The sequence below is a fragment of the Faecalibacterium sp. i21-0019-B1 genome, assembly GCF_042852915.1.
Lineage (GTDB): Bacteria > Bacillota > Clostridia > Oscillospirales > Ruminococcaceae > Faecalibacterium > Faecalibacterium taiwanense.
Window position 1 is genome coordinate 2,669,817 of sequence record NZ_AP031425.1, and the last position, 19,781, is coordinate 2,689,597.

At 57.0% G+C, this 19,781-nt stretch carries 14 protein-coding genes and 1 tRNA gene; 10 read left to right on the forward strand and 5 right to left on the reverse strand.

Annotated elements, in window-relative coordinates:
- Positions 1 to 139: 139 nt before the first annotated feature.
- Both ACGHP1_RS13285 and ACGHP1_RS13290 read right to left on the reverse strand, forming a co-directional pair.
- Positions 140 to 3,067 (reverse strand): DNA translocase FtsK, encoded by a 2,928-nt coding sequence (locus tag ACGHP1_RS13285; RefSeq protein ID WP_298637501.1) that lies wholly within the window; start codon positions 3,065 to 3,067, stop codon positions 140 to 142.
- A 102-nt stretch (positions 3,068 to 3,169) separates the two neighbouring features.
- Complete coding sequence (locus tag ACGHP1_RS13290; RefSeq protein WP_390509639.1) at positions 3,170 to 3,880, reverse strand: ClpP family protease; 711 nt, start codon at positions 3,878 to 3,880, stop codon at positions 3,170 to 3,172.
- A 231-nt stretch (positions 3,881 to 4,111) separates the two neighbouring features.
- On the opposite strand from ACGHP1_RS13290, the gene ACGHP1_RS13295 reads away from it, so the two are divergent.
- The 5 genes from ACGHP1_RS13295 to ACGHP1_RS13315 all read left to right on the forward strand — a co-directional run bounded on the left by ACGHP1_RS13295 (position 4,112) and on the right by ACGHP1_RS13315 (position 9,611).
- A complete protein-coding gene (locus ACGHP1_RS13295) occupies positions 4,112 to 4,753 on the forward strand; it encodes a redox-sensing transcriptional repressor Rex (protein ID WP_097780807.1) in 642 nt (213 codons plus the stop codon).
- Between the two features lie 246 nt (positions 4,754 to 4,999).
- Positions 5,000 to 5,617 (forward strand): thymidine kinase, encoded by a 618-nt coding sequence (locus ACGHP1_RS13300; RefSeq protein ID WP_097773806.1) that lies wholly within the window; start codon positions 5,000 to 5,002, stop codon positions 5,615 to 5,617.
- A gap of 599 nt (positions 5,618 to 6,216) precedes the next feature.
- Complete coding sequence (locus ACGHP1_RS13305; RefSeq protein ID WP_390509641.1) at positions 6,217 to 7,608, forward strand: ABC transporter substrate-binding protein; 1,392 nt, start codon at positions 6,217 to 6,219, stop codon at positions 7,606 to 7,608.
- Between the two features lie 205 nt (positions 7,609 to 7,813).
- Positions 7,814 to 8,743: a carbohydrate ABC transporter permease gene (locus tag ACGHP1_RS13310; RefSeq protein ID WP_097777234.1), complete on the forward strand. Its 930-nt coding sequence runs from the start codon at positions 7,814 to 7,816 to the stop codon at positions 8,741 to 8,743.
- Between the two features lie 10 nt (positions 8,744 to 8,753).
- A complete protein-coding gene (locus ACGHP1_RS13315; protein ID WP_097777291.1) occupies positions 8,754 to 9,611 on the forward strand; it encodes a carbohydrate ABC transporter permease in 858 nt (285 codons plus the stop codon).
- An 84-nt stretch (positions 9,612 to 9,695) separates the two neighbouring features.
- Here ACGHP1_RS13315 and ACGHP1_RS13320 read toward each other — a convergent pair whose 3' ends face one another.
- Positions 9,696 to 10,514, reverse strand: coding sequence for a helix-turn-helix domain-containing protein (locus ACGHP1_RS13320; RefSeq protein WP_154256274.1), 819 nt, complete (start codon positions 10,512 to 10,514; stop codon positions 9,696 to 9,698).
- A gap of 215 nt (positions 10,515 to 10,729) precedes the next feature.
- Here ACGHP1_RS13320 and ACGHP1_RS13325 point away from each other — a divergent pair, with 215 nt between their 5' ends.
- Positions 10,730 to 12,286, forward strand: a complete 1,557-nt coding sequence (locus ACGHP1_RS13325; protein WP_390509644.1) for a glycoside hydrolase family 28 protein — start codon at positions 10,730 to 10,732, stop codon at positions 12,284 to 12,286.
- Positions 12,287 to 12,290: 4 nt separating this feature from the next.
- The gene (locus ACGHP1_RS13330; protein ID WP_390509645.1) at positions 12,291 to 13,436 is read left to right on the forward strand and encodes a glycoside hydrolase family 105 protein; all 1,146 of its coding nucleotides are present in this window, start codon (positions 12,291 to 12,293) and stop codon (positions 13,434 to 13,436) included.
- Positions 13,437 to 13,716: 280 nt separating this feature from the next.
- Here the strand turns inward: ACGHP1_RS13330 and ACGHP1_RS13335 are convergent, their stop codons facing one another.
- Positions 13,717 to 15,627, reverse strand: coding sequence for a hypothetical protein (locus ACGHP1_RS13335; RefSeq protein WP_390509646.1), 1,911 nt, complete (start codon positions 15,625 to 15,627; stop codon positions 13,717 to 13,719).
- 7 nt (positions 15,628 to 15,634) lie between these two features.
- Positions 15,635 to 17,734: an RND family transporter gene (locus ACGHP1_RS13340; protein ID WP_044953801.1), complete on the reverse strand. Its 2,100-nt coding sequence runs from the start codon at positions 17,732 to 17,734 to the stop codon at positions 15,635 to 15,637.
- Between the two features lie 249 nt (positions 17,735 to 17,983).
- On the opposite strand from ACGHP1_RS13340, the gene ACGHP1_RS13345 reads away from it, so the two are divergent.
- From ACGHP1_RS13345 to ACGHP1_RS13355, 3 genes are all read left to right on the forward strand, one after another.
- Positions 17,984 to 18,586 (forward strand): TetR/AcrR family transcriptional regulator, encoded by a 603-nt coding sequence (locus ACGHP1_RS13345; RefSeq protein WP_118526731.1) that lies wholly within the window; start codon positions 17,984 to 17,986, stop codon positions 18,584 to 18,586.
- Positions 18,587 to 18,653: 67 nt separating this feature from the next.
- A tRNA-Val gene (locus ACGHP1_RS13350) sits at positions 18,654 to 18,729 on the forward strand.
- 344 nt (positions 18,730 to 19,073) lie between these two features.
- Positions 19,074 to 19,592, forward strand: a complete 519-nt coding sequence (locus tag ACGHP1_RS13355) for a ClbS/DfsB family four-helix bundle protein (protein ID WP_117485977.1) — start codon at positions 19,074 to 19,076, stop codon at positions 19,590 to 19,592.
- Positions 19,593 to 19,781: the final 189 nt, after the last annotated feature.

The window sequence follows — 19,781 nt, forward strand, 5'->3', positions numbered from 1 at the left end:
CCCGGAGCGGGGGAAGTCTTTCCTCAAAGGGGGAGCTTTTTGCATCTTTTCATCCAGTTTTTCTTTGAAGGCAGACGATATCTTACCCACTCATAAAGCTCGCCCTTCGGGAGAGCTGGCGCGTCAGCGCCTGAGAGGGTCATTCCTCCGGTTGGTTCATCTGCTGTTCGATCCACTGCTGGCGGCTGATGAGCACTGCACGGGGCTTGGCACCCTCGTAGGGTCCGATGATGCCTTTTTGTTCCATCTCGTCCATGATACGGGCCGCGCGGGCGTAGCCCAGCTTGCAGCGGCGCTGCAGCAGGCTGGTGGATGCCTGACCGGCATCGATGACCACCTCCACGGCCTGCTTGAACATCGGGTCGGTATCGGGATCCTCGTCGGAGTCCGCGCCGCCGCTGCCCTTCTTGCCGTCCTGAATGGCGTGCTTTTCCATGGCTTCGATCATGGCTTCGTCATACTGCACGGTGCCGCTCTGCTTGATGAAGTCCAGCACACGGCTGATCTCCTCATCCCGCACGAAAGTGCCCTGAATACGGGTAGGCTTGGGCGCACCCACGGGCATGAACAGCATATCACCCATGCCCAGCAGCTTTTCGGCACCGGAGCCGTCCAGAATAGTGCGGCTGTCCACCTGACTGGACACTGCAAATGCGATGCGGCTGGGGATGTTGGCCTTGATCAGGCCGGTGATCACGTCCACGCTGGGGCGCTGGGTGGCTACGATCAGGTGCATACCGGCGGCGCGGGCCTTCTGGGCGATGCGGCAGATAGAATCCTCCACATCCTTGCCCACCACCATCATCAGATCGGCCAGCTCGTCGATGATAATGGCGATGTAGGGCATCTTTTCCAGATCAGGCCGTTCTGCGGCCAGCTTGTTGAAAGACTTGATGTCGCGCACATTGTTCTCTGCAAACAGATGATAGCGGCGCTCCATCTCCTGCACCGCGCTGCCAAGGGCACCTGCGGCCTTTTTCGGCTCGGTGACCACCGGCATCAGCAGGTGGGGAATGCCGTTGTACTCGGCCAGCTCCACCACCTTGGGGTCGATCAGCAGCAGCTTCACGTCCTCCGGGCTGGAGCGGAACAGCAGGCTCATGATGATGCTGTTCACGCACACGGATTTACCGCTGCCGGTGCTGCCTGCAATGAGCAGATGGGGCATCTTGCACAGATCTGCCACCTGTGCCACACCGGCAATGTCCTTGCCAAGCGCAATGCCCAGAGGTGAGGTCATGCGCAAAAAGCTCTGACTCTCGAACACGCTGCGGATATACACCGGGGTCTTTTTGTGGTTGGGCACCTCAATGCCCACGGCAGGCTTGCCGGGGATGGGTGCTTCCATACGCACGTCCGCCACCGCAAGGTTCAGGGCGATATCGTCTGCCAGCGAGGTGATGCGGCTGATCTTGACACCCGCCATGGGCTGCACCTCGTACCGGGTGACGGAGGGGCCCCGGGAGATATCCAGCACACGGGTGCGCACGCCAAAGCTTTCCAGCGTGTCCACCAGCTTCTGGGCGTTGGCTTTCAGCTCTTCCTGCGCGCCGGGGTCGGTCTCGTCCTGCGATTTTTCAAACAGCTCAATGGGCGGATACTGGTACTGATAAGTATCCACCGGTTCGGTCTCGTCCACAGGGGCCGCTGCCGCGGCCTGCTCGGAAGCGGCAGGCTTTTCCATTGCCGCTGCCACCAGCGTGCTGATATCCTTTTCCTCCACCGGTTCGCTGGTAATGCTGATCCAGCCGTCCTCGTCGGGTGTGCCGCGCATGGCAACGGCGTTTTCGGCGCTCACCCGGGCGGGTGCCGCCGGGACTGCGGGCTGGATGGGCACGGCGGGCATCTCCGGCGTGACTGCCGCTGCCGGGCTTTCCGGCTGGGCCGTCGGCATTGCCGGGGTCATGACCGGAGTATCAAAGCTTTCCGCTGCCGCAGGCTGCACCGGCTGTGCAGCCTTTGCAAAGAAATCGGATGCATCGGTCTCCACTGCGTCCTGTACGATGGGCTGCGTGGCAGGTCTGGGGGCCGGGCGCAGCGGGTTCTGCCCAAAGGTGCCGCCCGGGCCCACGATGAGCGGCTCGATGGGTTCGCTGCCGCCCTCCTTCACCTCAGTGTGGTCGGGGCCAAGGTCTACGTCAAAGGAAGCCCGGGGCCGGGATACCCGTACCTGCACCGGCGTGATGGCCGGGGCGGCAGGCTCCGGCTGGGCAAGCGGCTGGCCGGAAGTATCTGCGGGCGGCTCCGGCTGCGGGGCGGCCTCCGGCTCCTCCGCCTCCATCTCTTCGGTCACCTTGTGGCCCCAGTGGCGGATGCCGTTCAGCCAGTCCGGCACACCGATGCGGAAAGCCGGAGTTTCCATCTCCTCTTCGGCATCTTCCTCATCCCGGTATTCATCTTCTGCTTCGTCGTAGTCTTCCTCAGCCTCGGCTTCTGCCGCGCGGGCAGCGGCACGTTCAGCGCGGCGGGCTGCGCTCTGCTGCGCCATGGCCGCACCCTTTGCGTGCACGCCGCCAAACGCAGCGCACAGCCATTGCCACACCTCTGCCGGGGTCAGATCAAAAATGTACAGGCTGACACACAGTGCCAGCACGATCATGATAAGGGTTGCCGCAGGCCGTCCGCACAGCAGCAGCAGGCTGCCGCCCAGCAGTGCACCCAGCGCACCGCCGCCGATCCATGCATTCACGCCGTTTGCGTAGCAGGCAGCCGTCATCTGGAATGCCGACATGCCCTGCGGCTGGATATCGGAAAAAACGATCACCGTGCCGCAGGCAAACACCAGCCCCAGAACCAGCTTGAAGATCTTGGGCAGAAGGTCTTCGCCCCGGGTATACTGCACAGCAAGGCAGCACACTGCCGCGCCCAGTACAAAGCTGCCGCAGCCAAAAAGTCCGAACAGCACATCGTGCAGGGCCTTCCATGCCGAATCTCCCTCCACAAAGGCCAGCACCACCAGCAAAAGGCCTGCAAACAGGGTGCCAAGCCCCGCCGGAAGCCGCTGTTCGGCGCGTTTTTTGCGCGATGCTGCGCGCCGTGTTGTCGTTTTACGTTTTTTTGTTGCCATGTTTCTTTGTTCCCCGCGTTTGTAGTAGACACACTATTTGATTTTATTATTGTACCACGCAGGGAAGAAAATGGCAAACCTATTGTTGTACAAAATCGGCCTTCATTTGCGTTCAATCTCTTTATACAGCCACGCCAGCGCATCCGAAAGCCCGCCCAGCTCATCAATGAGCTTTTCCTTCACGGCCCGGCGTCCATCCAGCACGGTGCCCATGTCCATCACCAGCTCGCCGGTGTGGAGCATCAGGTCGGTGTAGCGTTTTTCGGTCATGCCGCTGTGGGCCGCCACAAAGCCGGTGATGCGCTGCTGCATCTGCTCAAAGCTGCGCATGGTCTGCGGCACCCCCAGAATGACGCCGGAATGCCGCACCGGGTGCACGGTCATGGTGGCTGTGGGCACGATGAAACTGCGCCGGGCGCTGACGGCAAGCGGGATACCGATGGAGTGCCCGCCGCCCAGCACAAGCGTTGCACTGGGTTTGGACACGCTGGCGATCAGCTCCGCCAGCGCAAGGCCCGCTTCCACATCCCCGCCTACCGTGTTCAGCAACACCAGCAGGCCCTCGATGCGGGGGTCTTCCTGCGCGGCCACCAGCTGCGGGATGACATGCTCATACTTCGTGGTCTTCTGGCCCTGCGGCGCTTCCGAATGGCCTTCGATCTGGCCGATGACGGTCAGGCAGTGGATCACATGCTCCCCGCGGGCCAGCGTGACCGTGCCCAGATCTTCGATCTCTTCCTTTTCCAGCCGACGCGCGTCGGTCAGCTGCGTTTCATCATTCATATGCTTTCCTCCTGCGTTTTCTGTCAGCATTCCCCAGCCTGTGCCGGGCTATGCAGACCCGCTGCAGCAAAAAAGCGGTAACATTTCATAAAAATTTTTTGAGAATGATTTGACATTCTCCATCGGTGCAGTATACTTTAAATAATTGACTGTAATATCTGCAATATGAACCCGTAAACGGATCAGGGTTTCTCTGCGCCGCATCTGTAAAGCAGGCAGCTGCGGCAAGTACTGCGATAGAGCGAAAGGAGAAAGTATTCTATGAACACCCCTGCAAAGGCTTCGCTTCCCGTTATCAAGCGTCTTCCCAAATATTACCGTTATCTGCGCTCTCTGCAGGAAGACGGCATCAACAGCATTTCTTCCCGCGAGCTGGCTGCTCAGATGGGCACCACCGCTTCGCAGGTACGACAGGACTTCAACTGCATCGGCGATGTGAATGGCCGGCAGGGCATTGGCTACTCGGTGGAAAACCTGCTCTCCATTCTGGAAGGCCTGCTGTTCGGCAACGGTGACCGCCTGCCCACCATCCTGATCGGCTGCGGCCGTCTGGGCAAGGCAGTGAGCCGCTTTATCACCACCGACACCAACGGCTACCGCCTGATCGCCGCCTTTGATGTGGCACAGAGCGAGGTGGGCAAGGAGATCAGCGGCATCCAGATCCGCCATATCGACGAGCTGGAGTCTTTCTGTGCCGAGCATCACCCCAAGGTCGCAGTGCTCTGTGTGCCCCGCGACGGTGCGGAACAGGTCAGCGGCCGTCTGGTGGATCTGGGCATCGAGGGCTTCTGGAACTTCTCCCACTATGACCTCTCTGTGCCGTATCCCGATGTGGTGGTGGAGAACGTCCATCTGGGCGACAGCCTGATGAGCCTTGGCTACCGCCTGCGCAATCAGGACTGAATATACCTGTTAAATAAGAGAACCCTCTCAGTTAAAGCCTGAGATGCCGCTGAACCCTCTCAGTCTCGCATATGCTCGACAGCTCCCCCGAAAGGGGAGCTTTGTCAGTGGGGACGGGAAAGTTTCTGCTTCTCCGGCGCAGGGACAGCCTGCCCGAAAGATACAGAAAAGCTCCCCCATCGGGGGAGCTGGCAAAGCCGTCAGGCTTTGGCTGAGAGGGTTCGTTCTGTAAGGAGAGTTTTTCAAATGGCAAAACTGTATTTCCGCTACGGCGCAATGAACAGCGGCAAGAGCACCGCCCTGATGCAGGTAGCCCACAACTACGAAGAACAGGGGATGCGGGTGCTGATCCTCAAGCCACAGGTGGACACCAAGGGCGGCGGTGAGCTGGTGAGCCGTCTGGGCGTGCGCCGCAAGGCTGATCTGCTGATCCCGCCGGAGACGGACGTGTTCGAGGCTGTGCGCACGGCCAACGCTGACGGTGCGCCGCTGGCCTGCGTGCTGTGCGACGAGAGCCAGTTTTTCACTGCGCAGCAGGCCGAGCAGCTGTTCATGGTAACGGTGGATTTGAACATTCCGGTGATCTGCTACGGCCTGCGGGCAGATTTTTCGCTCAAGGGCTTTCCCGGCTCTACCCGCCTGCTGGAGCTGGCCCACACCATCGAGGAGATGAAGACTATCTGCACCTGCGGCCGCAAGGCCATCTGCAACTGCCGCAAGGTGAACGGCAGATTCGTCTTTGAGGGCGAGCAGGTAGCCATCGATCTGGAAAACGATGTGCAGTACGTGAGCATGTGCCCCCAGTGCTACTTCAAGGCAAAGCGCGCGTTCTACGCCGAAAAAGCTGCTTCGCGGGTCGAATAAACTTGTATACAAGGCTGCTGTGTCCAACGACACGGCAGCCTTTCTTTTTTATTCCCGGCCCACAGGCGCAGTCCACACAACAGCGCAAAATATGTCGCTGTCGGTGCTTCTTCACCCCCCCAAAGGGCGAAAAAGCACCGATTTCCATGCCCGAAGACCGGTGCCGGATGCCCGCCGCAAACAATTGATATATCAGAGTGCACATTTTTTGCGCTATTGATATATCAGTTCAAAGACTCCCATCCGGGCTTTTTAAGCTGTTGTTCGTCCACAATGTATGCAACGTTTCCACGTTCTGAAACGGAATGTTTACAAAATTATTGCAAAATTCGACGTTCCCCCTATGATGCATCCCAGTTTTCTATGCAAAATAGCGAAGTATACATGTTGCACAGTTTTTCGAGCCAAGTTTATTCATTTCAGCGAAGGCGTCAATTCTTGCGCGAAAACAAGAGCAATATTTGTACGTTTTTGTTTAGATATCTGCAATTTGCGTCTTTCTTTTTGGTTGTTGTTTTGTTATCATAATTGTATACAACGGGGTATGTGCAGAACCCCCGTTCGAGATGATGTTTTCTGTATTTAGGAGGAGAACAAAAATGAGCAAGGCAATTTCTCGTCGTGATTTTATGAAGGTCACCGGCGCTGTGGGCGCTGCCGGCCTTCTGGCTGCCTGCGGCGGCAACTCTGCTGCATCCAGCTCTGCTGCTTCCACCGCTTCTTCCGCTCCCGCTGCTTCTGCAGACGAGAGCCTGGCACTGTCTGACGGCCCTGTTTCCATGACCATCAGCTGGTGGGGCGGCGACAGCCGTCACGAGGCTTACCAGAACGCCATCAAGGAGTTCCAGGCTGAGCACACCAACATCACCATCGAGCCCACCTTCGCCGCATGGTCCGGCTGGGAAGAGAAGATGGCAGCTGCCTTCATCGCTGGCAACGCACAGGATGTGTGCCAGGTAAACTGGAACTGGCTGTACAACTACTCTGCCGACGGCAGCAAGTTCGTGGACCTGAACACCGTTTCCAAGTTCCTGGATCTGACCCAGTGGGATGCCGCTGCCATGGACGCCTGCTACGTTGCAAACAGCCAGCAGTGCGTGCCCGTTTCCATGACCGGCCGTATCTTCTTCTGGAACATGACCACCTTCAACAAGGCTGGCATCACCGAAGTTCCCAAGTCTCTGGATGATCTGATGGCTGCCGGCAAGGCATTCAAGGAGAAGCTGGGCGACGATTACTACCCCATGCACCTGGGCGCATACGACCGTATGATCCTGATGGTCTTCTACCTCGAGTCCAAGTACGGCAAGGACTGGGCTGATCCCGTCACCTCTACCCTGAACTACACCGAGGACGAGATCGCTGAGGGCATCGACTTCATCAAGAGCCTGGTGGATGGCCACGTCATGATGAACCTGAAGACCTACTACTCCGCAAACTCTGATACCGCTACCCACCAGTCCAACGAGTGGATCACCGGTAAGATCGCAGGCATCTTCGAGTGGGATTCCGCTGCTTCCAAGTACTCCTCCGCTCTGGATGATGCCAACAAGGACGGCTTCACCGTTGGCGAAGAGATCAAGTTCGGCGACAACAACGGCGGCTTCTCCAAGGTCTCCATGGGTCTGGCCATCACCAAGACCAGCAAGTGCGTTGCCGAGGCTGCTACCCTGATCAACTTCCTGCTGAACGAGGAGAAGGGCGCTTCCATCATGGGTTCCGAGTGCGGCATCCCCGCTTCCAAGGCTGGTCTGGCTGCTGCTCAGGCTGCCGGCGCTGTCAAGGATCTGGTTGCTGAGGCAAACGCCAAGGTCATGGCCTTCACCACCAACAAGCTGGATCCCCTGTTCGAGAACAACGACCTGAAAGCTTCCGGCACCGGCATCTATCAGGAAGTGTTCGACACCGTTGACTACGACGGCGTTTCCGGTGCAGACGTTGTTGACACCCTGCTGGACGGCATGGAGTCTGTTGGTTACACCATCGGCTAAGTTTTTCTTCAGAGTGCCGCTGTGTGCGGTAACGTACATATAAAGGGCACCCTTTGGCTAATACGGAGGGGCACCTGCCGCCCATACGGCAGATGCCCCTTTTTTGTCAGGGATATGTTACAAATTCTTGACAAAGCTGTATCCAGTCTGTTACCCCTTCGTCCGTCTCATGCTCCGAAATTCCTTAAAAAGGAGGATTTCCCAGATGAAAGAAAGCAATGCTCCCGCCGTCGGGCGCACCCCGTTCCAGAAATGGCTGGACAAATATCAGGGTCTGTTTTATCTGATCCCCTGGATCATCGGCTTCGTCGTCTTTAAGGCAGTTCCCTTCGGTCAGTCGCTGTACTACAGCTTCACCGATATGAACTTCTTCAAGAGCGGCACCCAGTTCGTTGGTCTGGCCAACTACATCACGGCCTTTACCACCACCAAGATCACCAAGGCGCTGCTCATCACCTTCAAGTACGCTTTCATCACCGTGCCGCTGAAGCTGGTCTTTGCGCTGTTCATCGCATACATCCTGAACTTCAAGATCGCATGCGTCAACCTGTTCCGTACTGTGTACTACATCCCCTCCATTCTGGGCGGCTCTGTTGCAATCGCCGTTCTGTGGAAGGCTGTGTTCAGCGTGGACGGCCTGCTCAACACCGTGCTGCGCGCTGTCACCTTTGGTCTGGTGCAGGGCCCCGAGTGGCTGTCTGACCCCAGCTACGCGCTGTGGATCATCTGCTTCCTGCGTATCTGGCAGTTCGGTTCCGCCATGGTGCTGTTCCTGGCCGCGCTGAAGGGCGTGCCTGCAGACCTGTACGAAGCCGCTACCATTGATGGTGCCGGCAAGTGGCGTCAGTTCTTCTCCATCACCGTTCCGATGATCACCCCCATCATCTTCTACAATCTGGTCACTCAGATCTGCCAGGCTTTCCAGGAGTTCAATGGCCCCTACATCATCACCAACGGCGGCCCCCGTGGTTCCACCACGCTGATCTCTCTGCTGGTCTACAACTACGCATTCAAGTCCTATGACATGGGTATGGCATCCGCTCTGGCATGGATCATGTTCATCATCGTCTGCATCCTGACGATCATTGCATTCACCAGCCAGAAGAAGTGGGTCTACTACTCTGACGAAAGGTAAGGTGACCAGTATGGGAATGAAAACATCGAACAAAATCGCGACCTTCTTCAAGTATTTCGTCCTGATTCTGGTCGGCGTCATCATGATCTATCCTCTGCTGTGGATGATCAGCGCTACCTTTAAGGACAACAGCGAGATCTTTGCAGGCATCAGCCTGTGGATCAAGCACCCCACTCTGGATGGCTACCGCGGCGCACTGAACAACTTCGGCGGTTCCATCAACATCCTGCAGGCCATGCTGAACACCTACAGCTACGTCATCCCCAAGGTGATCTGCACGGTGGTCTCCGCCTGTGTGGCTGCCTACGGCTTTGGCCGCTTCGATTTCCCCGGCCGTAAGCTGATGTTCAACATCATGCTGGCCACCCTGTTCCTGCCGCAGGTCGTTCTGAATGTGCCGCAGTACCTGCTGTACAACAAGTTCGGCTGGCTGGACAGCCCCTTCTATCTGGCTATCTGGGTGCACTGCGCATTTGCGACCGAGACCTACTTCGTCTACCAGCTGGTGCAGTTCATGCGCAATGTCCCCCGTGATCTGGACGAAGCCGCTGCCATCGACGGCTGCTCCTCCTTCCAGACCCTGTACAAGGTCATCGTGCCCATGCTTGGCCCCGCTCTGGTGTCCTGCGCACTGTTCCAGTTCATGTGGAGCTGCAACGACTTCATGGGTCCGCTGCTTTACGTCAGCACTCCCGGTAAGTACCCGATGTCCCTGTTCGTCAAGCTGTCCATGGACGGTGATACCGGTTTCGCATGGAACAAGATCCTTGCTCTGTCCCTCATCTCCATCCTGCCGCAGCTGATCGTCTTCTTCTGTGCACAGGACCAGTTCGTTGAAGGTATCTCTGCCGGTGCCGTCAAGGGCTAAGCCCTTTCCCCGCACAGCATAAGATCATCTGATACAAACAAACACCCCCTGTGCCGTTCCCGTAGATGGCGCAGGGGGTGTTTCTTATTTCTTATGTCCTTTGCGGTACTGCAGTGGGCCAGTACCCATCACCTCACGGAACACCCGGCGGAAATGGGCGGCGCTGGCAAAGCCGGTCTGCTCGGCCACCGCACTGATGGAAAGCTCGGTCGTTTCCAGCAGCTTCTGGGCCGCTTCGATGCGGCGGTTGTTGATGTAATCCACGATGGACTGGCCCGTTACCCGCCGGAACAAACGGCTCAGGTAGTAGGGCGAAAGATAAAACTGCGCCGCCACCTCGGTGAGGGAAAACTTCTGCCGGTAATTGGCCGCAAGGTAGGCGCAGATCTGCTCCACCGTTTCGTTGTGGGGACGCGCCACAGCGCTGCTCTCGGCAATGCACTCCTGCTCCACATAGTGCAGGATCAGCAGCAGGTACAGCGGGCCGGGGTAATCCTGCTCGGTGCTGGCGCTGGCCATCATTTCCAGCAGGGTACGGATGCGGCTCTGCCACTGCACCGGTGCATACAGCACTGTGCGCTCCCCGGGCGCAAACAGGCGGCCGAAATCCCGCCCGGCTGTGTTTTTCAAATCATGCAGCATCCCCAGCGGAAAGTGGCACCCCACGATCTGCGGCACGGCGCTGCCGGTCTGTGCAAAGCGGCAGCCGCCGGGGCCAAGCAGCACGGCGCTGCCGGGGTTTACCAGCACATTCCCGCCCTCGTATTCCAGCGTGACGCTGCCCTCCGACACCAGCAGCAGATAGCAGGTGTCCTCATCCGGCGGCAGCTCGTAGCGGTTCGCATTCAGACGCAGGGTGGCAGCGGCCACCTTGCCGGTGATCTTTTCACGTTCTGATCTCATAGGTAACTCCTTCAGTCGCGGCTGATGCCGCGCCAGCTCCCTCAAAGAGGGAGCCTCTGGTGAAGAGGAAAAGCTTTCCGGTATGCCAAAGCCTCCATCACGGATGGAAGTGGCAAACCCGCGAGGGTTCGACGGAAGGGGTTCCCTTCATTCTAATCTTTATCATATCATGTCCGCTTCCTGCGGGCAAGACAAAACCATCAGGAGGTTCTCTCATGAATCTGTCGCTTATCCGTTCCATGACGCGCAGCGCTGTTTTCGAGCTGGAAAACGGCCTGTGCTATCGTCCGGCCCACCCGTTCACCGTTACCCTGAACGGAGAAACCGTCTACGAAGCCTGCCAGACCAACGTGTTCTCCCTGTTCTCCCTGCTGCCCGGTACGGAGTACACGGTGGGTGTGCAGGCCGAGGGCGAAAGCCTGACCTGCACCTTTACCACCGAGGCCGAGACCTTCTTTGTGGATGCTTCCCGCTACGGTCTGGTGGCCGACGGCACCACGGACAACACCCTCAAGTTGCAGGCGGCTCTTTCCACCTGCCCCAATGGCGGCACAGTGTACGTGCCCGCAGGCCGTTACCGCACCTGCAGCCTGTTCATGAAGAGCTGCACCACCCTGTACCTTGAAAAGGGCGCTGTGCTGCTGGGCGACAACGACCGCACCCACTATCCCATCCTGCCCGGCGTGATCCCCAGCGAGAACGAGGTGGACGAATACTACCTGACCGGCTGGGAGGGCAACCCCCTGAGCAGCTTTGCCGGCCTTTTGAACATCACGCAGGTGCACGATGTCGTTGTGACCGGCGAGGGCACGCTGGACTGCGATGCCGAGAACGGCGACTGGTGGGTAACGCCCAAGATCAAGCGCATCGCATGGCGGCCCCGCGCTGTGGCTGCTGTGGACAGCGAGAACATCTGCCTGCACGGCATCACGGTGCAGAACAGCTATTCGTGGACGATCCACCCCATCTTTGTCAAGCACCTTGACCTGCTGAACTTCAATATCAACAATCCTTACAATGCCCCCAACACCGACGGCATCGACCCCGAAAGCTGTGAGTATATCCGCATCATCGGCGTGAACATCCATGTGGGCGACGACTGCATTGCCATGAAGGCCAGCAAGGTATTCCTTGGCATGAAGCTGAAAAAGAGCTGTGAGCACACCGTTATCCGCAACTGCCTGTTGGACAAAGGCCATGGCGGCATCGTCATTGGCAGCGAGATGAGCGGCGGTGTGAAGGATATGGTGGTCACCCAGTGCCTGATGGATCACACCGACCGCGGCCTGCGCGTCAAGACCCGCCGTGGCCGCGGCAACACCGCCGTCATCGACGGGCTGGTGTTCCGCAACGTGGAGATGCGCGGTGTCAAGGCACCCTTCGTCATCAACATGTTCTACTTCTGTGACCCGGACGGCCACGGCCCCTATGTGCAGTGCCGCGATGCCATGCCTGTGGACGAGTACACCCCGAAGCTGGGCAGCCTGACCATGGAGGACATCGTCGCCACCGACGCTCAGTTCGCGGGATGCTACTTCGACGGCCTGCCGGAGCAGCCTATTGAGCGCGTTTCCATGAAGAACGTCACGATCACCTTTGACCCCAATGCCGAGGCCGGTCAGGCCGCTATGGCAGATAACCGCCCTCTGGTGAAGAAGCTGGCCATCTACGCCGAGAACGTCAAAGAGATCGACCTGCACAACGTGAAGATCGAGGGCTACGAGGGCGAACGCCTGCACTTTGCAAATGTCGGCCATTTTGAGGAGGACTGATACCATGACCCATGAAGAAATTCTTGCCATGCTGGGCGATTACGTGGACTACCTGATCGCCAATTCCAGCGCCGAAGCACCCATGTGGAACATCGAGAAGGTGCGCAGCGGCAAGCCCAACAAGTGGAACTACATCGACGGCTGCATGATCACGGCCTGCCTGAGCCTGTACAAGACCACCGGCGACGAGAAGTATCTGAACTTCTCCAAGAGCTTCATTGATTCCTTTGTGCAGGAGGATGGCTCCATCAAGACCTACGACCCCAAGGAGTACAATCTGGATAACGTGAATCAGGGCAAAAACCTGTTCACCCTGTACGATATCTTTGGGGAGGAAAAGTACCGCAAGGCCATCGAGACCATCCGCAGCCAGCTGGCCACCCAGCCCCGCACCAAAGAGGGGAATTTCTGGCACAAGGACATCTACCCGTGGCAGGTGTGGCTGGACGGCACCTACATGGCCCAGCCCTTCTACATGGAGTACGAGACCCGCTTTAACAAGATGCAGGGCTGCATCGACAGCTACAAACAGTTCATGAATATCAAAAAGCACATGCGGGACGAAAAGACCGGCCTGTACTACCACGGCTACGATGAGAGCCGCCAGATGTACTGGGCCGACCCCGTCACCGGCTGCAGCCCCAACTTCTGGCTGCGTGCCATGGGCTGGTTCATGGTAGCCATGGTGGACGTGCTGGAGCGGATGGACGAGCAGCTGTACAACGAGTACCGCGGCATCATGGCAATGCTCAAGCAGACCATTGAGGATGTGCACAAATTCCAGGACGAGGAGACCGGCATGTTCTGGCAGGTGATGGACCACCCCGGTGTGGAGGGCAACTACCTCGAGACCAGCGGCACCGCTCTGTTTGCCTACGCGGTGCTCAAAGGCGTGCGTCTGGGCTACCTGCCCAAACGCATGGCCGCATGGGCCGAAAAGGCCTTCTACGGCACCTGCGACAAGTACCTCTCCAAGAACCCGGATGGCAGTCTGCAGCTGGACGGCATCTGCCTGGTGGCGGGTCTTGGCGGCAAGGATCACCGCGACGGCTCCCTGGCCTACTACTTCAGCGAGCCGGTGGTCTGCAACGATGCCAAGGGTGTCGGCCCGCTGGTGCTGGCTTACACCGAAATGATCGCACGCAAGTAAACTGCATATCGTGGGCGGGCAGCTTTCTTGCCGGACACGAGTCGGGCCATTCCATCGCCCGCGGGGCTGTTGCAAAACAGCGTCCCTTTAAAATGTTGAAAACTGCCGCATTCACCGTACAAAACGGGCAGAATGCTGAAAACTCAAAGGCAGATCTCAAAAAAAAATGAGATAGGCAGCCCCTTTCGGGGAAGCCTATCTCATTTTTTCGTTGGGGCTGCTTTGCAACAGCCCCTTCTCTATGGAAAGAGGTTCAACATGAATTCTCGAAGATGTCTTATCAGAACTTGAACAGGTTCACGATGCGCTGCCACAGGCGGGTAAAGATATTGCCTTCCTTCACCGTCTCGGTCTCGGCTACAGTGGTGTCGGCAGCAGCCACGGTTTCAGCGGTCTTGTAGACGAACTTCACGCTGCTCTCGGCATCGTCCGGTGCACCGGCAAAGCTGGTGTAGTCGTTCAGGCGGTCGGTCATCTCGTCCAGCACGGTCTTCAGGCCATGGAGCTGATCCTGATCCAGCGCGCCGGTCAGCTTGGAGATGCCTTCCTCGTTGAACTGGTTCAGACCGTCGTTCAGCTGGCCAGCGCCGTCATTCAACTGACCTGCACCGGTGTTCAGGGTGTTCACGCCGTCATACAGGGTCTTGGTGCCTGCAGCCAGCTGTGCGCTGCCATCCTTTGCGGAGTGGGCACCGTCCGCAGCGGTCTGCACGCCTGCGGTGTACTGGTTCACGCTGGAAACAAAGAACTGGATCTGAGAAAGGCTGGTCTTCAGGGCGCGGACATCGGCCATATCCTGACTGTTCTCCACCTGATACTTCAGCTCGGCCTTGGCGGTGTTCTTTGCATCGGCATTGGTCACCATCTCCAGAGCGCCGGTCAGCATGGAAGCGTCAAAGTTCTGCATCAGCTTCAGGGCTGCTTCCAGATCGTGGTTCGTCTTGGTCGCGGACAGATACAGGGCCAGATCCAGCTGGCTGTCCTTGAAGCTAGGAGCCTGCTCCCAGATGGTGCGCACCATCTTTTTGCGGCCGGCAGCAAGGGTCTTATCGTTCATGGTGAGGATGTTGTCGATCACAGCCTCGTAGTTCGACCATGTCATGTCCTCGTCGATCAGGCCGCCTTCCTTCAGGGTCTTGTTGGCAGAAGCCAGCACACCGTCCGCCACCTGCTGCGCACCGGCGTTCAGTGCTGCATTGTTGGCGCTCAGGGTGTCCAGACCGTTGGTCAGCTGGCCAAGGCCGTCGTCCAGAGCGGCAGCGCCGTTGTTCAGGGTGTTGGCACCGTCCAGCAGGGCCAGAACACCGCCTGCCAGCTGAGAGGTGCCGTCCACCAGCTGGGAAGCGCCGTCCATGAGCTGGCTCATGGCATCGTTCAGCTGGTTGATGCCATCGGTCAGGTCGTTGATGCTGCTCAGGTCGAACACGTTGCTCGTGCCCAGAGCGGCCGTGCTGGTAGCGCAGGCCACCATGACCTGCGGGCAGGTAAAGTCTTCCACATCGGCTTCCACAGTCACGGTGTCCTGCAGATAGTCTTCGATGCTGTCCACCTCATCGGGCAGCAGGCCGGACAGGGAATCCTTCACGCCCGGCAGGGTGACAAAGGCGGCAACGCTGCTTTTGGCGGCGCTTTCGATCATACCGTGTTCTGCGGTCACGTTGGCAGCATCCCCGCCCAGAATGACGCCCACAGCGGTGATCAGCGGAGTGACGATGGTGCGGTCCTTGCCGTTCACGTTCACGGTGCCGGTCTCGTTGTTCTTCAGGTTGACGGTCACAGTCAGGTGGCCGCTCTTGCCAATGATGTCCTCAAGGGCAGCTTCCTGACCGTCCAGAGCGTAGGTCACCTTCACATCGATGGGCAGGGCCTTGTCGGTATTGCCCTTGTAGTAAACATCGGTGTCGTTGGTGTTCCACACCAGCTCTTCCCCGTTCTGGGTGAACTCGGCATCGCTCTCAGTGTTCTGGATGTCGGTCAGGGTGGTCTTGTCGGTAACGTTTGCAAGGCCGGAGGCGCTGTACAGATGCTCGCTGACGGTGGTGCTCTTGATGGAGCCGTCGCCGTTCATCACAGCATAGACGGTCTCGGATTTGGAAAAGCTGCTCTTACCAGCTGCAAATGCGGGCATTGCACAGCCTGCGGCGAGGGTGAGAGCCAGCGCCGCACTGGCGAAACGAAGCGATTTTTTCATAATGTAATTACTCCTTTTCAGACTTCTTGGCGTTGGCGGATTCGGGTACCATCCACTTGAGGGTGGTGTGGCGGATGATCCAGTCGCACAGCATCAGGGCTGCGGGCAGCATCACCAGAATGACCACCATGCTGATCAGTGCGCCGCGGGAGATCAGCAGGCAGATGCTCTTCAGCAGCTCCATCTTACTGATGGCAGCCACACCGACGGTGGCGGCAAAGAAGGTCAGGCCGCTGGTCAGGATGGACTGGCTGCAGTGCTCCAGCGACTGCTGGGCGGCTTCCTTCGGGGTGCGGCCAAAGGCGCGCTCCTCGTGGTAACGGGTGGTCATCAGGATGGAGTAGTCCACGGTAGCACCCAGCTGGATGGTGCCAATGACGATGCTTGCAATGAAGGGCAGCTGCGTACCGGTGAAGTACGGGATGCCCATGTTGATGGCGATGGCGGCTTCAATGCTGGCCACCAGCAGCGCCGGGATGGAAATGCTCTTGAAGGAAACGGCGATGATGACCAGAACGGCCATGATGGACCAGACGTTGACGTTCTTGAAGTCCACATCTGCCACTTCGATCAGGTCTTTCGTCATGGCACCCTCGCCGGTGATGACGCCCTCGGGGTCAACGGTCTTGATGAGGGAAATCATCTCGTCCAGCTGGTTGTTGATGGCGTCCGTGCCAGTCTTATAAGAGCTGTTGGCAAGGATCAGCTTGTAGCCGCCGGACTGCAGGATCTCCATGATGCTGTCGGGAAGCAGCTCGGTCTGGAAGCCCGGGCCGGTGATGGAATCCAGACTTACCACCTGCGTAATGCCATCCACGTCCTTGAGTTCATCGCACAGGTCGCTCACCTCGGTGGCAGTCAGGTCGTCATGCACCAGAATGAAGTGGCTGGTGGTCATGCCGAAGTCCTCGCCCAGCTTGTTGGTGCCCACGATGCCGGTCAGGTCCTGCGGCAGGGAGTCGAACAGGGTGTAGTACACCTCGGTCTTGTTCTGCGCGATGGCAAAGGGGATGAGGATGAGGATAAAGATAACCACGATGGGCACCGAGTGGTTGGAAACAAAGTAGCTGAGCTTTTTCAGCTTGGGGATCACGGTGCGGTGCTTGTACTTTTCCACCCATTTATCAAAGGTAAGGATCAGGGAGGGCAGGATGACCACGGTGCAGATGACACCGAGGGCAACGCCCTTTGCCATGACAAGGCCGATATCGCGGCCCAGCGTCAGACGCATGGCACACAGTGCCAGGAAGCCTGCAATGGTGGTCAGGCTGGAAGCGGAGATGGAGGTCATGGTCTTGCAGATGGCGCTGGTCATGGCCTCCTCGTTGGAAGAGCGCAGCTCCTTCTCTTCCTGATAGCGGTGCAGCAGGAAGATGGAGAAGTCCATCGTGACACCCAGCTGCAGCACGGTGGCCAGCGCTTCGGTGATGTAGCTGATCTGGCCCAGAAAGATGTTGGTGCCGAAGTTGTACGCAATGGGGAACAAAAGACCCAGCATGAACAGCAGCGGGGTGATGGTGCTTTCCAGCGAAAGGAACAGCACCAGAAGGCTGGCACCCACGGCGATCAGGATGTACATGGGCATTTCCTGATTGACCAGTGCCTTGGTGTCCTGCAGGATAACGCTCATACCGCCGAAGAAGCAGTCCTTGCGCAGCAGCTTTTCGATCTGAGCGACGGCTTCCATGGTCTCGTCGCTGGCGCTGGGGGCGTCAAAGCGGACGATCAGCATGGTGGAATCGTTCTTGCCGAACATGAACTGCTGCACATCGGCGGGCAGCATCTCGGTGGGGATGCTGGGGTCGATCACATCGCTGAGCCAGAAGGTCTGGGTCACGCCGGGAACAGCCTCGATGTCCTTCTTCATGGCGATTAGTTCGTTTGTGGGTAAGCCTTCTACCGTGATCATACCGGTGGAGGCCAGATGGAAATCGTCCTCAAGGGCTACCTCGCCGATCATGGAGTCCAGATCCTGCGGCAGGTAGGTGAGGATGTCATAGTTGATTCGGGTAGCAATTGCGCCGATTGCGGAAGGGATCAACAGCAGGAATGCTACTGTCAGGATCAGCTTGCGCAGCCGCACAATGCCCTGTGCGATCTTTTTCATGAGAACCCTCCATAGAAAATGGTTAAAAATCTTAGCAAAATGACTGGTGGTCATTTCCAAGCAAACACTATTATAATCATGACAAACCGGGTGTCAAGCACAAAAATGACCAAAAGTCAGTTTTCTTATCAACTGCCTGAAATTGTATAGCTTTTTGGGCTTGCACTATCGGAAAAGGACTGCTAAAATGATTGAGATAACACAAATGAGCGAATGAAACCGAGCGGAAAAGAGGAATCGTCAGGGAATATGGGTACCGTGGAGGGCAAAAAGCAGGAGAAGCGCCGGGCGCTGCTGGAAGCAGCCTATGATCTGTTTCTGGAGCGAGGTGCCGCAAAAACCAGCGTAGAGGACATCACCAGCCGGGCCAAGGTGGCCAAGGGCACCTTTTATCTGTATTTTCAGGATAAGGGTGCGGTGATGCAGGCGCTGCTGGGCCGGGTGAGCTACCAGCTGCTGAGCGACGCGTGCGAAGCGGTGGAAAAGCAGACAGAGCTCGAAAACTTCCCGGACAAGATGGTGGCGGTGATCGACCACATCATCGAAGCGCTGCGGAAGGATACGCTGGTGCTCAAGTTTCTGGAGCACAACTTCATATGGCCGGGGCTGGATCAGATCGAGGCCAGCCGCGAAGCCGAGCCGCTGATGCGCAAGCTGCTGAATGTGGTGCTGACCAGCCCGGAAATGGCCGGCCGCACCGAGCGGGAGATCTACCAGCGCATCACGGCACTGGGCAGCATGTGCATGTCGGTGTGCTATTCCAGCGTGCTGGAGGGCAAACCCGATGATATTGAAGCCATGAAGCCGGTGCTGTACGATATCGTCCGCAGGTCGCTGAAGGTGGAAAAATAAAAAATTACAGAAAAGTATTGCTTTTTTGCACAGGCTGTGGTAAACTATTCAAGTCGATATGACTTATGGACGGTTAGCTCAGCTGGTAGAGCATCTGCTTGACGTGCAGGAGGTCACAGGTTCGAGTCCTGTACCGTCCACCATACAGTTCGTACTCGAACCCGATTCTTTACGAAAAAGGGTTCGGGTACGTTTTTTGTTTACGGGAGGTTCTGCGGCAAGAGTACGCAGAGCAGTAAACAAGCAAAGGCAGGGTATCACCATGACGGTGGTATCCTGCCTTTTGTTTTGCGCAATCAAGTTCGCTTTGTGCGAACTTGGTCGTCCACTCTATATGGCGCATTGGGGGCAATCGCTACGTACGTGCGTACATGGCCGGTACGCACGTACGTAGTAAAAAGGAAAAGTTCTTGCATATAGGGGTGTTCTTTCGACTGACGGTATGGTATACTCAACTCAACAAATCGGAATTTGAGGAGATAGAATAGTGAGAACATATGTGAATAAAGACGAACTTAAAAACGAGATAAATAAAAGCTTTGCAAAGTATATATCAGAATTTAATGATATTCCAGAATCCTTAAAAGATGAGAGAATTGATGAGGTTGATCGAACTCCTGCAGAAAATCTTGCTTATCAGGTTGGATGGACAGCTCTCATTCTTAAATGGGAAGCAGACGAAAGAAAGGGTATTCAGGTCAAAACTCCCTCTGATAACTTTAAGTGGAATCAGCTTGGTGAATTATATCAGTGGTTCACAGATACATATGCGCACCTGTCACTGCAAGAGTTGAAAGACATGTTGAATGAGAATATCAATTCTATTTATGCAATGATTGATTCGCTAAGTGAGGAAGAATTATTCAAACCACATATGAGAAAATGGGCTGACGAGGCAACTAAAACAGCTGTCTGGGAAGTATACAAATTCATACATGTTAACACAGTTGCTCCATTCGGAACCTTTAGAACTAAGATTAGAAAATGGAAAAAGATAGCTCTATAACTTCCAGTTTATCGCAACCTCAACAGCAGGGTTTGGGGCAGGCACGCCCCAACAAGAGCACTTCAAAAATGCGGGAGCGTTGCAGAAGTGCAGTCCCGGAAGGGCACAATATTTTCAAGAATTGAAAATTTGTGGCCACGGGACGATTCTTGCTCTCACCTTTTTCGCTGCGTTTCGCAATTTTCACAT

Bases quoted from the DNA above. Each gene is read 5' to 3' on its own strand.
- ACGHP1_RS13330 (WP_390509645.1), top strand. From the start codon at position 12,291: ATGACCCATGAAGAAATTCTTGCCATGCTGGGCGATTACGTGGACTAC.
- ACGHP1_RS13345 (WP_118526731.1), top strand. From the start codon at position 17,984: ATGGGTACCGTGGAGGGCAAAAAGCAGGAGAAGCGCCGGGCGCTGCTG.
- ACGHP1_RS13285 (WP_298637501.1), bottom strand. From the start codon at position 3,067: ATGGCAACAAAAAAACGTAAAACGACAACACGGCGCGCAGCATCGCGC.
- ACGHP1_RS13300 (WP_097773806.1), top strand. From the start codon at position 5,000: ATGGCAAAACTGTATTTCCGCTACGGCGCAATGAACAGCGGCAAGAGC.
- ACGHP1_RS13315 (WP_097777291.1), top strand. From the start codon at position 8,754: ATGGGAATGAAAACATCGAACAAAATCGCGACCTTCTTCAAGTATTTC.
- ACGHP1_RS13290 (WP_390509639.1), bottom strand. From the start codon at position 3,880: ATGCTGACAGAAAACGCAGGAGGAAAGCATATGAATGATGAAACGCAG.
- ACGHP1_RS13295 (WP_097780807.1), top strand. From the start codon at position 4,112: ATGAACACCCCTGCAAAGGCTTCGCTTCCCGTTATCAAGCGTCTTCCC.
- ACGHP1_RS13310 (WP_097777234.1), top strand. From the start codon at position 7,814: ATGAAAGAAAGCAATGCTCCCGCCGTCGGGCGCACCCCGTTCCAGAAA.
- ACGHP1_RS13325 (WP_390509644.1), top strand. From the start codon at position 10,730: ATGAATCTGTCGCTTATCCGTTCCATGACGCGCAGCGCTGTTTTCGAG.
- ACGHP1_RS13335 (WP_390509646.1), bottom strand. From the start codon at position 15,627: ATGAAAAAATCGCTTCGTTTCGCCAGTGCGGCGCTGGCTCTCACCCTC.
- ACGHP1_RS13305 (WP_390509641.1), top strand. From the start codon at position 6,217: ATGAGCAAGGCAATTTCTCGTCGTGATTTTATGAAGGTCACCGGCGCT.
- ACGHP1_RS13340 (WP_044953801.1), bottom strand. From the start codon at position 17,734: ATGAAAAAGATCGCACAGGGCATTGTGCGGCTGCGCAAGCTGATCCTG.
- ACGHP1_RS13320 (WP_154256274.1), bottom strand. From the start codon at position 10,514: ATGAGATCAGAACGTGAAAAGATCACCGGCAAGGTGGCCGCTGCCACC.